Below are 15,371 nucleotides of genomic sequence, written 5' to 3' on the forward strand. Positions count from 1 at the left end.
TATTATACAAAGAGACAGAAAGTGAGTGTGTCATGAAAATAAAAAAACGGATAGAAAATACCAGTATTTTTAGCAAAATCTCCTTTGCAACAATTTTACTCATTATCCTGTGTTCTTTGGCTACCAGCTCATTTCAGCTAATTAATTTTACGATTAACATCAAGGGCAAGGATCAGCTTCTGGTCAGCGAAGCAGCCGAAAGAATTGAACAATTTATGCTGGACAAATATAATATGATGTACAACCAGCGAATCTTAATGCACTCCACAGACCATATTGCAAATATTATTTCATCCACCAGATCCAATTCGTCTGATATTTATCAATCGAATAATCTGAATAAAATAACAGATTACCTGACTGCCCTGTGCTACTCGGATCACATGATTCAGGACACCATCCTCTTTACGTCCGACGGAAAAAATGCCTTTTCCTATTCCAATGTCAGCAGCCGTAAGATTTCTATCAGCTATGATTATAATAAACTGCCTTACATAAAAGATTTTAAAAATACTTCAGAAACACTTACCACTATTTATGATGCAGCTCCTCCTTATATCCCCCAGTCATCCAAAGAAAATTCTGAAGTAGTGACATTTATAGGCAAGCTGTATGACATGAATTATCCAACGAAAAAAATCGTTACCGGATACCTGATGATGAACTTTTCTCCCCGGGAAATCAGTGCCACATACAATGAAATTGACAACGCTGCGGACGGGGAATATATTGTGGTGAACGGATCTTCCAAAATAATTTATTCGAATAATCCTTCTTACATTAACCTTAATTACAAGAAAGGATTTTTGCCGGAGGATGATATCCTGTCTAACAAATCAGTCAGCCTGTCCGGTCTGAAAATAATCAGCGCTGTCTCTGATGAAAAACTAATGAAAAACATCTGGGGTATTATCCAGAAAATAATTCTGGTTACCGGCCTCAGTATTCTGTGCCTGGTCACCATTGTTACTGTACTTCACAAGTATTACAAAAGACGTTTTCATGATCTGGCTTCTGCTATATCCCTGATCAGCCAAGGGGATTTTGACACCAGGCTGCCGGTTAACTCCGATGACGAAATCGGCTATTTAAGCCAGACCTTTAATACCATGTGTGAAACTTTAGATATCTATATCAAAAAGACCTATCTGGCTGAGACACAGCGCAGGACTGCAGAACTTTATGCCCTCCAGGCGCAGATCAACCCGCATTTTCTGGCAAATACCCTGGAAAGCATTCGCATGAGGGCACTCGAAGACGATAACTATGAGGTAGCTGAGATGCTTGCCAACCTGGGTAACCTTTTTCATTGGATGAAAGATTTTAACCATGATATAGTATATCTGGAGGACGAAATAGATTACATAGAATCGTACCTGGAATTGCAGAAATTCCGCTTTGGAGATAAGCTCAGTGTCCTGATGAATGTGCCTCCTGACATTCTTTATCTGGGTATCCCTAAGTTCACCCTCCAGCCCATTGTAGAAAACAACCTAACCCACGGCTTTCCACAAAATAGCCAGCCACTTGAAATCAGTATAAATTTCCAGGTCTGCGACAACATAATCACGCTCACTATTACCGATAACGGCACCGGAATGCGTGAAGAAACCCTTGCTGACCTCCAAGACCATATCGCCGGTATCCAGACACACTCTTCCTATGGTCTGGCACTAAGGAATGTTCATACCAGAATCCAGCTTTTGTTCGGAAAGCAATATGGACTCAGTATTAACAGTAAATTATACAGAGGCACTGCGGTGGTAGTTACGCTTCCTGCCTTAGAGAAAAAGGAGATGGAGAAATATGTACAAAATGATTATTGTGGATGATGAACCCCTGATCCGTTCCGGTCTTCGGAATCTGATCGAATGGGAAGTTTACGGAATTGAAATTGTATCTGAATCGGAGGATGGCATGAAAGCCTATCTGAACATCAAAGACCAGATTATTGACATTGCTCTTATTGATATCAATATGCCCAACATGAATGGGCTGGAACTTATTGAGCTTTGTTCCCATCTGCCACATTGCCCCAAATTTATCATACTGAGCGGCTACAACGATTTTGAATACGTTCGCACCGCTATGCAGCATGGTGCAGTCAATTATCTGCTTAAACCTGTAAATCAGGAAGAACTGACAAATACAATTATATCTACAGTGCACATGCTGGATGATACCCAAACACAAAAACAGCAGTTTCAGGAAAGTCTTATGGCTCTTCGCAATGACATTCTGGTAAGGGTCCTGACCAACCGTATCGACACCCGGGAATTACGTGAGAAATGCCGCTTTGTAAATCTTACCTTTCGCTGTAGTAAAATGCGTGTGGGACTTCTAAAGCCCTTGTTTCACAGCGGGGAACGTTCCATGAAATGGGCAGATTTTTCCACAGCCAGATTGTGTGAAAAGATTTGTCAAGATACCTGTGACTGCTACGCTGCACTCGACACATCTGATAACATCATTCTTATTTTCAAGGATTATGCATATTCCTTAACAAATGCTGATTACGAACGCCTGCTGGAGTCCTGCATCAGACAGTTAAAAGAACGCATTTCCTTTCCTGTCATTACCTCTCTAAGTGAAAATGCCTCAACAGTTCATGACCTTTCTGCCTCCTACATATACTGCCTCCAGTCTGCAGAACGCAAAGAAATCATGCAGAACCTGTTTCAGAAAGATACCATTGTACAGCTTGAAAAAGATACCCCCTATATTTTTGATTATTCCAGCCTTGCAAATATTATTGAAGCACGTGACAGCAAAGCCCTTCTGGAACTGCTTCGTCAATACTTTGCCGAAATGCTCCGCCAGGACAACAACAACAATCTGGAAAATATTAAATATCAACTGATTGAGTTTATCATCTGCGCCATGCAGGAATTAAAGTCATCACTTTTTTCCAGCGCAGATATTGATGTTCAAAAAAAAGAAGCCTTTCGTATTATTGGATCGGCACTTTCACTTACCGAACTGGAAGAAAAGCTGTATCAACTATTTACAACTTTGATGGACCATCTGGATGAAAATACAAACCCCACCTATTCGTACCTGATTCAAAATGCGCTCAGCTATGTTTGCAGCAACTACCAGGATATTAATCTATCTCTGAAAACCCTGGCCTCACAGCTGAATGTAAATGCCGCCTACCTTGGCCGCCAGTTTGCAATAGACACCAATGAATACTTTTCTGACTATTTAAACCGAATCCGTATCTCCAAAGCAATCCACTTGCTGAAAAGTACCTCCTGGAAGACCTCAGCAATTGCAGAAGCCGTAGGCTTTGCTAACATCACTTACTTCTTTACCATCTTTAAAAAAACCACGGGAAAGAGACCTGGAGACTTCCGGAAAAACTGATCAGCCATACCTGTAAGACATAAAAGCATACTTTCATAATAAACGGCCCTCCGTCTGTTGGACAGAGAGCCGTTTATTACAAAAATACGCCTCCAATATTAAAGCAGTATATGGTTATTCCTGAAAAGTAACTTCCGTATGGTACAGTGACTTCTCATCCAGGTATTGTTTGTATGTCTTTGTTTTTTTCTTTTCTTCATAATCAGGGGACCAGTAATACCCCTTAATTTCATCCATGTATTGGATATAGTCACAAATATAAACATACACAGTGCCGGTGTCCCTTCCATAGAGCTGGTAGGTATCTGCGTAACTGCCCTGATAATCCAGCAGTTCTCCATCTTTATCTAAAATAACCAGAAAATAATCGTAATTCAGCTTATCTGAGGGGATGATCATCTGTGCAGTAATTTCATAAGGTGTTTTTTCAACTTTGGAAATCCCCAGTCCTTCTGCATTGGTATCGTTTAGTTCCACAGTCTGAGTCCTTGAGGTGTCCAGAGACACATCAAATTCAAAATTCCATTCGCCCTCATACCGCTTCACAAGATTATCATATATTACCCCGGTATCACCTTCCGGGAAGGTTACGGTTCTTGCTTCTGTCTCAAACAATTCTCCGGAAATATCAGTCAGATTTAAACTATACGTAAAGTTATCAGGAACCGGAAGAGGTGTGCCAATCTCCGGAAACTGCTCCTTTAATTTCAAGTTATATTCATCCACCTTTAACGCAGCTTCATCAGTACTCATATCATCTTTTACGTAATCATTAATGTCCAGTCCTTTTGCTGCAATTTCCTCATCCGTAGGATAATAGGAAAACTGATCAAGTGATACACGGTAGATTCCTGCAAATGTATGATTGTCAATAAACTGACCTTCTATATACAGTTCCGGTCCGATATCCATATCAGAAAAACTAAAACTTGCTGTTCCATCCAGTTTCAGTGTATCATAATCTAAAATATAATCCTCCATATTTTTTGTTCTTATAAAATCTGCCGGGAACTCTTCTTCATTTTTAATACTCATTGCCAGATATAAAGCTTTTGTACTATAATATACTTCAGAAACCGTAACTGTTAAGCCATTAGAAGTTTTGATATATTTACTTTCCCCGGCAGCTTTTTCTTGTACCTGTTCCTGTTTTTCATTTCCCTTTTTTTCAATCCCTTCTGTTTCAGCCCCTTTTGTTGTTTCACCAATCTCTGTAACAGCCCCGGTATCTTCCGCTCCTTCCGTCACCAAAACCTGTGCCGTAGAACTGAAATCCCCCTTATAGCTCACCGTAGACTCCACCCGCTCAAATATATGCCCGATTAAAGGTATTTTAGCTGCCAGGGCAGGATTAGATACGCAGAACAAAGAAAAGACGGCTACAGCGGCAGCAATGCCTGTCGTCGTTGTTATAAATTTCTTCCTCCGCTGTCTTTTTTTTATTTTAACAGCCCTCGTAACTCCTTTATCAATAACATCATCAATATTCTCCGGTATCGGAATTTGATCAAACTCATTTTTATTAAGCATAAATATACCCCTCTTTCAAAATCATGCGCAGTTTCTTTTTTGCCTTTGACAGGTCTGATTTAATAGTCCCCTCAGGCTTTGAAGACATTTTAGATATTTCAGATATGGTCAGCCCTTCAAAATACTTCAGTACAATCAGCGTCCGGTATGGCTCATCCAGCTGTCTTACCGCATTGTGGAGATCCATTTTTTCTTCCTGGGAAATACCGCTGTCCATCTGCTTTACCGCATCTTGCGGGATGTCATCCTGGGCATAAGGAATTACTTTGGATGACTTACGATACATTTGCATAGCACAGTTATATAGTATTCTGGTTATCCAGGTCTTAAAATACTGAGGTTCTCTCAGATTATGAATAGCCAGCAATCCCTGAACGGTAGTATCCTGAAGTACATCCAGTGCCAAATCCTGATTTTTCACATAGGAAAATGCAGTTCGGTAAAGATATTCTTTATGAAATTTAATTAAGTCTCCATAAGCTTGTACATCACCTTTTTTTGCCTTTCGGGCAAGCATCAGATCTTCTCCCAGTATGTTCTCCATTTTTATATCATTCCTTTCGCTTCGCCCATCTTAACAATAACATAACGTAACAAACCTGTTATCGTATTTATCTATGGCTGCTTATTGCTGTATTACTTTTCTAATTAATTTTGTGCACATTGATTAGATGCTTTATATAGGAAAAAGGTTGCGCTTTTTATCTTTTTAAATAAAATACTAAATAAAAGTCACAGGCAAAAATAAAAAAGGGATAATCCATTCTTGGATCACCCCTTAAGTTCAGTCATACAGGCACATAAGCCTGCCGGTTATTCAACCCCGGTATCAAATCTGTCTCATACGTCAAATCTTATTATCTGCCTCATACTCCGGTAACAACGGGCGAAGCTTCCAAGATATATACAGTTATCATACAATCTCCAGCAAACCCTTTATTGCGTTAATCCCTGCCTGTAAAAGTTTATTGCTATCCATCTCACTGTGGGCATTAATATTGTTTTCCTGAGCAATTGCATCTATCATGGCATAAATCAGATAGAGCTTTTCTAAAGAAGCATTGATATTATTTTGAACAAGCGTATCAATAAACACATTCATTAATTTTTCTTCCAAACCACAAAACGTTTGGAAGATCTCTTCGTCTTTATTCATCATATTACTTAATTCAGCAATACCACTGGAAGAATTTGCATAAATACTAGTAAACACACAAATGGTTTTTCTAATAAATTCATCTACCGTAAATGGTTCATCACCTTCAGATAAGGAAAAAAGTAAGGGGTCAATCTGTTCTTCAAAAAACTTTTGAAATGCAGAAATAAAAATTGCTTTTTTGTCCGGAAAGTAACTATAAAGAGCCCCGGTAGAAACACCTGCCCTCTTACATATTTCATTGGTATTTGTTTCATAATATCCTTTTTCGCAAAACAGCTCAAAACCAGCATGGATTATTTTATTCTGTTTTTCGATAGATCGTTTCTGTGTAGGTTTTCGTATCTGTGGCATTCTTATCATCTCTCTTTCAATATGCAGTATAATACATACCTCATTAATTTTCAATATAAATAAGAATAATTATTTTTGTTTTCTATTGACAACTTGTGATTAATAATGCTAAAATAAATAAAAACAAGAATATTTATTCATATTTTTGTTGTAGAGAAAGGAAATTAACATATGAATAAAATATATTTAAGACCTTTTACTGATGAAGACCTATTATTATTTGAAATATGGTTAAACAAGGAATATATAAAAAAATGGTATCTTGACCCTGAAGACTGGCTCATGGAAGTACATCACCGGGCAGACACCTATTCCTGGATCCATCATTTTATTGTTATGAGTAATGATATACCAATTGGTTTCTGCCAGTATTATGATTGCTATGATGGAATCAACGATGAAATAGAAGATTGGTACTCTGTTTCAAAGCCTAATCATACTTTTAGTATTGACTATCTGATCGGAAATGAAAACTACTTAAGAAAGGGGTATGGTAAAGACATTATCCGCCTTCTAACCCAAAAAGTAAAAGCAGAACAAATTGCAAAGAAAATTATTGTTCAGCCAGATATAGAAAATATACCTTCTAACAAGGCATTACTGGCAAATGGTTATATCTTTGATTCAGAAAAAAATTATTATATCAAAGAACTAATAGTATTGGAAAAATGTAACTAAAAAACAGAGATTCCTGTTATATAGGAATCTCTGTTTTAACTTTTACTTAACCGTCCCCTGCAGGAATCGAACCTGCACTTAATCCTTAGGAGGGATTCGTAATATCCATTTTACTAAGGGGACAAGGATAAAAGTTACTTTATAAATATTACACTTTTTAACCTAAAAAGTCAAGTCAATTTCAATATTTACTTAAAAAAACAGCTATTGGCAGAAACTGCACAATAGCTGTTCATGTTGAATACAAATTTTATTCTGGAAAATTCAAACATCCCTGCAGCCAGATCACACCTTTGAATCTTCTGCCCTCTTCCGGAACACCCATTAAATCTTTTTCATTTATGCAAATATCAAATACCATTTCATTACATAATATTTTCAACTGATAAATTTCTTCCTGACTTAACGTATTTTTCACCTTATTACAAGTCTTAATCTCTCCCATGATATGATACTGATCACATTCCATACCATAAGGCATAAAGAACGTATCGACAATCGTAAATACATCTTCCTGCATAATACGTCTGGATATCATGGTATAAGTATCAATGTCTTCCAAGGTCAGACTTTCAATTGCATCTTCATCACCATTTCTTGCAGCCGCAATCAAATGATTTCGATTTTTGGTAGCCTCTTTATCTGTATCTATCTGCTGTTCACTTTTCTGAATCGGAAGTAAGATCTTACCCTTAGTGGATAATCCTGAAAATGTAGTACTTATATTCTGGCCGCTTAATTTATTTAAATTTGCCTGCATTTTATAATCTGCTGCATTCTGGAGATAAAAAATCAAAGATACTCCGACTCTTACATCTTCACATACACCTGCATAGGATTCTTTTCCTACATGCTTTTCAATTACCAGATCTTCATCACTGGTAATTCCCGTCCCTTTAAAATAAGGAAAATAATATTCCTGATGGAACCCCTGTTCATCCAATTCCCCGCAAACTGTAATGCCTATATCCTGGCCAAAATCTTTTGACATCTCAATAAATGCACCTTCATCTTCTTCCACTACTTGCTTTTTGTCACTATTTTCACAGATGTCTTTTACGATCTGATCCACTTCTTTTCTCTTCTCCAGGTTGCTAAAACCGATTGCCCTTAAATAACTGTGCACTACATTCACCTCCTTACAATCAATATTTTGTGATCATGCTCTTCTAATTGATTCTTCTTTTGTAATAAATTATTTAATAACACTCATACCACCCATGTATGGACGTAATGCTTCCGGTATACGGATACTTCCATCTTCATTCAAATTGTTCTCCAGGAAAGCAATTAACATTCTCGGCGGAGCTACTACTGTATTATTTAGTGTATGCGCCAAGTACTTGCCACTTTCCCCATTTACACGTATTTTTAATCTTCTTGCCTGTGCATCCCCTAAATTAGAGCAGCTTCCTACTTCAAAATATTTTTTCTGTCTTGGTGACCAGGCTTCTACATCAATAGATTTTACCTTCAGATCAGCTAAATCTCCGGAGCAGCATTCTAAAGTACGAACAGGAATATCCATAGAACGGAACAGATCAACTGTATTCTGCCATAACTTCTCAAACCATACCACGCTGTCTTCTGGTTTACAAACCACGATCATCTCCTGTTTTTCAAACTGATGAATACGGTAGACACCTCTTTCTTCAATACCATGGGCACCCTTTTCTTTACGGAAACATGGAGAATAGCTTGTCATTGTTTTTGGCAGCTGTTCTTCGGGAATAATCGTATCAATAAACTTACCAATCATAGAATGTTCGCTTGTACCAATTAAATAGAGGTCTTCACCTTCTATTTTATACATCATAGCTTCCATTTCTGCAAAACTCATTACACCGGTCACTACATCGCTTCGAATCATAAACGGTGGAATGCAGTAAGTAAATCCACGGTTGATCATAAAATCACGTGCATAAGAAATGACAGCAGAGTGTAGTCTTGCTATATCACCCATCAGATAATAAAACCCGTTTCCTGCTACTTTTCTTGCACTGTCTAAATCAATACCGTCAAATTTTTCCATAATTTCTGTATGATATGGAATTTCAAATTCAGGTACAAAAGGTTCTCCGTATTTTTGTACTTCCACATTTTCACTATCATCTTTACCAATTGGTACGGATGAGTCAATAATGTTTGGAATTATCATCATAATTTTTTTGAGCTCTTCTTCAACATTTCTTTCTTTTTCAGATAACTCGTTTAATCTTTCTGCCTGGGAAGCTACCTTCTTTTTAATTTCTTCTGCTTCATCTTTTTTACCCTGTGCCATTAATCCGCCGATTTGTTTGGATAATTTATTACGCTCAGCTCGTAAAGATTCTACTTCTTTTTTGATATCTCTGTTTTCCTGATCCAACTTTAAAACTTCATCTACCTTTTCAAGCTTATAATCCTGAAATTTATTACGAATATTTTGTTTTACAACTTCCGGATTCTCTCTTAAAAATTTTATATCTAACATGTTTTAATGTCCTCTCTTCTATCTTAATTTTACTATAAAATCCTATAATATTAAATTTCTACCTTATATAATACCCTATTTTTCTTCATTCGTAAAGGGTCAAAAAAAAGCAGATTATTTACATAATATCTGCTTTTTCGATGACAATTTTATATTTCCGTATGGGCATTTACTGCCTGTCTTAGTGCTTCTTTTTCTTCTTCACCAAGTACAATATAGGACTCACCCTTTACAATTTCCTTAATATAGGTATAACATCCTTCCCTGCTATGGATTGCATTTATAACCAGTCCGTTATCTTCTTTATCCAACATAGCCAGGGCAAAACTTAATTTACCTCCTACTTCTTTAAAGGCATCGTATTTAACAATTGCAGTTTTATTCAAAGTCCTGTTTTGTATTTCTTTTATCTGTTTGATTTCCTCCATATGATTTTTACTGGACTCCATCAGCATATCAATATCATTTATATTGTGAAGGATGGTTTTTTCTAATGATATACCATCTTTTCCCTTCATGAAAGTTTTATACTTTTTCATAAAACGATCCATTTTAAATGAATTCTTTATTTGGAACACAAAGAGGATGATTATCATAATCATCATAAGAATTAAAATAATCCCCGGATCGATTCCTAAAGCATTGATGATTTTACTTTCCATTTAATAGCTCCCCTATCTGATTGATTCTAACATTTCTACGATACGTTCAAGTTCTTCATTGGAGTAGTATTCTATTTGTATCTTACCTTTATTATTTGATTTATGATCAACAATTACTTTTGTACCCAGGATAGCTTTGATTTTTTCTTCTATATCTTTATATATAAGACTATTTACAGTATTTTTTTCATCTATTTTCTTTTCTGTCTTCTCTAGCTGGATCGTTTTCATGAGTTTTTCAGTCTCACGTACACTTAATTTTTCATCAAATATTCTATTCGCAACTGTATACTGTAACTCTTTATCTTCAATTGATAATAAGGCTCTTGCGTGCCCAGTCGATATCATATCATCTATTACCATCTGCTGAACTCTGTCATCTAATTTAAGTAAACGCATTGAATTTGTAACAGCTGTACGACTTTTGGAAACCCGCTCTGCAACCTCATCCTGCTTTAAATTAAACTCATTTAATAAGCGTTTATATGCATGAGCTTCTTCAATTGGATTCAAATCTTCTCTTTGAATATTTTCAATCAACGAGATTTCTACTCGTTCCTGGTTTGTATAATTTTTAATTATTACCGGAACCTCTTTTAACCCAGCTATTTTAGCAGCTCTCCATCGGCGTTCACCTGCAATTATTTCATAATAATCTCCCTTTTTTTGTACAATTAAGGGCTGTATAACGCCAAACTGCTTAATAGATTCAGCAAGTTCTAAGAGCGCATCTTCATCAAACTTTTTACGAGGCTGTTCTCTATTTGGTTCTATCTCCGTAATTTTAATTCTTATCTCTTCCTGTTTAACTACTGTCTTGACTTGTTGTTTTTCTTCTTTTGCATCTTTGACCGTAGTTTTTTGGGAGGTGCTATGTGTCGGTATTAACGAATCCAGTCCTTTTCCCAAACCAGTTTTTTTTACTACCATTCTTCTTCTCCTCTATGTATCACTTCTTCTGCCAATAATTTATAGCTCTCTGCCCCTGTGGATCTGGAATCATAAATATTAATTGGCATTCCATGGCTTGGCGCTTCTGCAAGACGAATATTACGCGGAATAATTGTCTTATAAATTGTTTGATTTAAATTATTTTTAACATTTTCAACAACCTGTAGTGAAAGATTAGTACGTGCATCATACATTGTAAATACTACACCTTCCATTTCCAGTTCCGGATTCAGTCTTTCTCTTACTAAATTAATGGTGTGCATTAATTGAGTTAATCCCTCTAATGCATAATACTCACATTGAATTGGTACTAAAACAGTGTCAGATGCGCACATTGAATTCACCGTAAGCATACTTAAAGATGGAGGGCAGTCAATAATAATAAAATCAAAATTATCTTTTACTTTAGCAACTTCCTTTTTTAAAATATACTCTTTTTCATCAATTTCAATTAATTCGATCTCCGCAGCAGCTAAATTGATATTAGAAGGCAACAAACTAAGATTTTCATATACATCTTTTATCATGCAATCTTCAATAGTGCATTGTCCTAATAATAACTCATATACTGTATTTTCGGCATCCTCTTTTTCTACTCCAATACCACTGGTCGCATTACCCTGAGGATCCATATCTATGATTAAAACTTTTTGACCTAATTCTGCCAGGGAGGCAGATAAATTAATGGCCGTAGTAGTTTTTCCTACGCCGCCCTTTTGATTAGCAACTACGATCGTTCTTCCCATAATTTAATCCCTTTCTTGATTTATACTTTTACATTATAGCACTTATCGAAATGATAATCTATAAAAATGTTTCACGTGAAACATCATTTATGTAAAATTTAAGATTTCAATGTTTCACGTGAAACATTGAAATCAATTTATACGAGATTTTCTAATACATATTTCAGATTTTTAAGTTCCACATTACACTCCTCTTTATTTGTGAGCAATAATTTCTGACACAATTCTATCTTAGACAATAGCTTTTGCATATCATCACTCCTTATTACCTTGTCACCCGTCTTTCGTCCTGTTGATCTGCTGCTTAAAAATTTATTTTCCAGTGAACTATCAGTAGCAGCCCCAAAGTTTATTACTTCATTTTCTTCCTTATCTAAAACAGAATTTTTCTTATCCGGTCCCTCCATGATATTAATAAAATGACTGCCGGACTCACTTTCTATAACATTGCTTAATTCTTTCATATTATTTCTACTATCTATATTATTAGCAGGTTCCACATCATCTATACTTTTACCTTCTACAATATTTATAAAATGAACAGGGGTATTCTCTTCCACCTTATTTTTATTACTATTTATAAGCTTATTTTCATCCAAATTTCTATTTCCATCCAAAACTTTATTTTCCAGTGAAGTATACAAACTTTTTTTATCAAATACATTTTTAATTTCTCTTCTATCTCTGGAACTTTCTGAATTATAATCCATTTTTAAATTAGGATTAAGTCCTGTTCTTACTACTCTAGAACTGGTACTACCTTTTTTGTGTGCCAATGCATCAAAAAATTTCCCCGTATTTCCATTTGTTTTAATTTTAATAGTACCATTTTCATTCCAATTTTTAATTTTCTTTTCATCAATATTCTGTCCTGATTCAACAGATGTTTCTCTATCTTCTTTATTTTCTGTTTTTTCTTTATTTTCTGTTTTTTCTTTATCTTCTACTTTTACTTTATTATTTACTTTTACATCATTTTTAATATTATGATTATGACCAGTTACTTCAACAATTTCGCTCTCTAACTGCTTTTCTTCTGCTTCCTGGAACATCTTGTCCAATTCCATTCTTTGTTCCAAAAGACGATTCATTTTTCCTTTTACTGTTTCACGTTCCTGTACAAGATCCTGTAACTTCCGATCATATTCCACTATACTGTTTTTTGTGGAATATTTCAAACTTCTTGGAGAAAAAATCACAAAATCTATATCATCATCTTCCTGAAGTCTTTTTATGTGTTCATTGATCTCGCCTTCACTTTTGCGGATGGTTTGATACTCTCTATCCAAAATTTCAAATTGAAGTCTATTCGTTCTAAGCTTATCTTCTATGTATTCCTTTATCATTATTTTTCCTTCTTACAGTTTCATCTATTTAAAATAAAATCCAATAATTTGTTTTATTTCTATATACTATCATATACTAAATTCCGACATTAGGAAAGCAATTTTTTACATTCCCTTAAATTGCTTTTTTTATAAATTCTTATTACTTTAAAACCGCATTACCAGAAAAAAAGAATTGTAAGTCTTTGCAATATAGCTTATAATATAGATAAAGTTTGCGTGACTTAAAAGTTACGATTTTGTTTAGAAAGGGGTTACAGCATTATGAAACACAAAATAAAAACTACGATCCTACTCACCACATTTGCAATTGCTGTGATGCACATTATTAATAAATGTATAGCCTCAGCCGCTGTAATAAAACATATGTTAAATGCAAATACCGGAAACTATTTTGAGTGGAGATTTGGTAATGTATTTTATACCAAATCCGGTCATGGAAACCCTTTGCTTTTAATTCATGATCTTACTCCCTATTCATCCTCTTATGAATGGAATGAAGTAATTCGTAAATTATCAAAGAACCATACTGTTTATGCTATTGACTTGTTGGGATGTGGTCGCTCTGATAAGCCAAACTTAACTTACACGAATTTTTTGTACGTTCAATTAGTTACTGATTTTGTAAAAAAAGTGATTGGTCAAAAAACTAATGTAGCTGCTACTGGCATTTCTTCTTCTTTTGTTGTTATGGCATGTCACAATGATTCCGAGTTATTTAATAAAATATTTATGGTTAATCCGGAAAAATTGTCCAAGTTAAACAGTATACCAGGAAAACGTTCTAAAGTGACCAAATTTTTAATGGATCTGCCGATAATAGGCACCACTGTCTATAATATGATCATTAACAGGTCAAATTTAGAATATCGTTTTACAGAAGAATATATTTATAATCCTTTCCGTTTAAAAGGAAAATATATAGATGTATATTATGAGACTGCTCATTTAAAAGACAGTGGCGGAAAATATTTACTTTCCAGCTTAAATGGTCTTTATTTAAATGTAAATATTGCACATGCCCTAAAAGAAATAAACAATAGTATTTTTATCATTGCAGGCAGTAAATGTCAGGATATGGATGGCATTATAGCTAACTACGTAGAAATTAATCCGGCAATTGAAACAGCGTATGTAAATGATACAAAGTCTCTTCCTCAAGTGGAAGCTGCTGACTCCTTCCTTGAACAATTAAATATTTTTCTTTAAACTATAAAAGTTAATCATTTCAGTGTTAAATATGAGTGATTAACTTTTTATATTGTTTAATTATTATAATCTTAATATCATAAAACATTTTTATGATCCAAACTTACTTATATTATCAAATTGACAATAAACAAATATATATAAATAGTATTAATAAAATATTTTTTACATTATTGGCAAACGACCACCGGACGTTTATAATAAAATTCGCAAAGCGACCATTGGTCGCTAGTATAAGGAGAATATACTATGGCTAAAGGATTAACACTTACAAAAGAACAGATACTGCAACGTCAAAACGAAATAGCCTCTATAGCACTTAGCTTTTTTAATAAAAAAGGATTTCAAAAAACTTCCATGCGGGAGATTGCTGAAGCTGCCGCAATGGGTAAATCCAGCCTGTATGACTTTTTTACAGCAAAAGATGAAATTGTTGTTTTTATTGTTGAAGAAAAGATGAAAAACCTACTGCAGGATACAAGAAATATAATAACACTGAACTTATCTCCCACAAGTTGTTTAAAGAAGCTTATGGAGATGAATCTTACATATACAAAAGAAAACAGCGGACTTCTTTTGTGGGTAAAATCAGAAGAAAGATTTTTAGCTGCTGCGTATCAAAAGCGATTAAAAAAGCTGCATTATGACTATCAGGATATGTTTCAATCCGTTATTGAGAGAGGCATTTCTGACGGTTTCTTTCGCAATACAGATTCTTCTCTTGCAACCAGATTACTTATTAACTCCATGCTATCCATTGTATATACTACAAGATCTTCCAATAGTCCGGAGGATATGCTAAATATGACACTAGATATTTTTCTACACGGAATTATTATTTAGGGGGTGATTTTATAAATTACTTGCCAATGGATATTGAGGGGCCCTGGAAAAGGGCAG

14 protein-coding genes and 1 tRNA gene are annotated in these 15,371 nt (G+C 35.1%); 5 read left to right on the top strand and 10 right to left on the bottom strand.

Annotated elements, in window-relative coordinates; translation table 11 throughout:
- The first annotated feature begins 32 nt into the window (after positions 1-32).
- A complete protein-coding gene (locus QR40_RS24465) occupies positions 33-1,832 on the top strand; it encodes a sensor histidine kinase (protein ID WP_044297180.1) in 1,800 nt (599 codons plus the stop codon).
- Entirely contained in the window at positions 1,807-3,366 is a 1,560-nt protein-coding gene (locus QR40_RS30310) for a response regulator transcription factor (protein WP_052431041.1), read from the top strand. The genes QR40_RS24465 and QR40_RS30310 overlap by 26 nt, the downstream gene beginning before the upstream one ends.
- A 114-nt stretch (positions 3,367-3,480) precedes the next feature.
- On the opposite strand, the gene QR40_RS24475 is transcribed toward QR40_RS30310, so the two are convergent.
- From QR40_RS24475 to QR40_RS24485, 3 genes are all read right to left on the bottom strand, one after another.
- A complete protein-coding gene (locus tag QR40_RS24475; RefSeq protein WP_044297181.1) occupies positions 3,481-4,896 on the bottom strand; it encodes a DUF4179 domain-containing protein in 1,416 nt (471 codons plus the stop codon).
- Positions 4,889-5,440 (bottom strand): sigma-70 family RNA polymerase sigma factor, encoded by a 552-nt coding sequence (locus QR40_RS24480; protein WP_044297183.1) that lies wholly within the window; start codon positions 5,438-5,440, stop codon positions 4,889-4,891. The genes QR40_RS24475 and QR40_RS24480 overlap by 8 nt, the downstream gene beginning before the upstream one ends.
- A 369-nt stretch (positions 5,441-5,809) precedes the next feature.
- Positions 5,810-6,460, bottom strand: coding sequence for a TetR/AcrR family transcriptional regulator (locus QR40_RS24485; protein WP_152614275.1), 651 nt, complete (start codon positions 6,458-6,460; stop codon positions 5,810-5,812).
- Positions 6,461-6,577: 117 nt separating this feature from the next.
- Here QR40_RS24485 and QR40_RS24490 point away from each other — a divergent pair, with 117 nt between their 5' ends.
- A complete protein-coding gene (locus QR40_RS24490; protein WP_044297188.1) occupies positions 6,578-7,084 on the top strand; it encodes a GNAT family N-acetyltransferase in 507 nt (168 codons plus the stop codon).
- 51 nt (positions 7,085-7,135) lie between these two features.
- Here QR40_RS24490 and QR40_RS24495 read toward each other — a convergent pair.
- From QR40_RS24495 to QR40_RS24525, 7 genes are all read right to left on the bottom strand, one after another.
- Positions 7,136-7,207: transfer RNA gene (locus tag QR40_RS24495), tRNA-Arg, on the bottom strand.
- A 127-nt stretch (positions 7,208-7,334) separates the two neighbouring features.
- Positions 7,335-8,210: a DUF3881 family protein gene (locus QR40_RS24500; RefSeq protein WP_044297189.1), complete on the bottom strand. Its 876-nt coding sequence runs from the start codon at positions 8,208-8,210 to the stop codon at positions 7,335-7,337.
- A gap of 69 nt (positions 8,211-8,279) precedes the next feature.
- Entirely contained in the window at positions 8,280-9,557 is a 1,278-nt protein-coding gene (serS, locus tag QR40_RS24505; RefSeq protein WP_044297190.1) for a serine--tRNA ligase, read from the bottom strand.
- 149 nt (positions 9,558-9,706) lie between these two features.
- A complete protein-coding gene (locus tag QR40_RS24510) occupies positions 9,707-10,219 on the bottom strand; it encodes a DUF4446 family protein (protein ID WP_027295387.1) in 513 nt (170 codons plus the stop codon).
- 12 nt (positions 10,220-10,231) lie between these two features.
- Entirely contained in the window at positions 10,232-11,149 is a 918-nt protein-coding gene (locus QR40_RS24515; RefSeq protein WP_027295388.1) for a ParB/RepB/Spo0J family partition protein, read from the bottom strand.
- The gene (locus QR40_RS24520) at positions 11,143-11,916 is read right to left on the bottom strand and encodes a ParA family protein (RefSeq protein WP_027295389.1); all 774 of its coding nucleotides are present in this window, start codon (positions 11,914-11,916) and stop codon (positions 11,143-11,145) included. The genes QR40_RS24515 and QR40_RS24520 overlap by 7 nt, the downstream gene beginning before the upstream one ends.
- A gap of 137 nt (positions 11,917-12,053) precedes the next feature.
- Positions 12,054-13,262 carry a hypothetical protein gene (locus QR40_RS24525; protein WP_044297192.1) on the bottom strand — a complete coding sequence of 403 codons (1,209 nt, stop codon included), beginning with the start codon at positions 13,260-13,262 and terminating at the stop codon, positions 12,054-12,056.
- Between the two features lie 264 nt (positions 13,263-13,526).
- Between QR40_RS24525 and QR40_RS24530 the strand changes: the two genes are divergently transcribed.
- Both QR40_RS24530 and QR40_RS24535 read left to right on the top strand, forming a co-directional pair.
- A complete protein-coding gene (locus QR40_RS24530) occupies positions 13,527-14,471 on the top strand; it encodes an alpha/beta fold hydrolase (RefSeq protein WP_044297193.1) in 945 nt (314 codons plus the stop codon).
- Between the two features lie 249 nt (positions 14,472-14,720).
- Positions 14,721-15,314 (top strand): TetR/AcrR family transcriptional regulator, encoded by a 594-nt coding sequence (locus tag QR40_RS24535; protein ID WP_027295392.1) that lies wholly within the window; start codon positions 14,721-14,723, stop codon positions 15,312-15,314.
- Positions 15,315-15,371 lie beyond the last annotated feature (57 nt).

The sequence above is a fragment of the Robinsoniella peoriensis genome (assembly GCF_000797495.1).
Taxonomy (GTDB): domain Bacteria; phylum Bacillota; class Clostridia; order Lachnospirales; family Lachnospiraceae; genus Robinsoniella; species Robinsoniella peoriensis.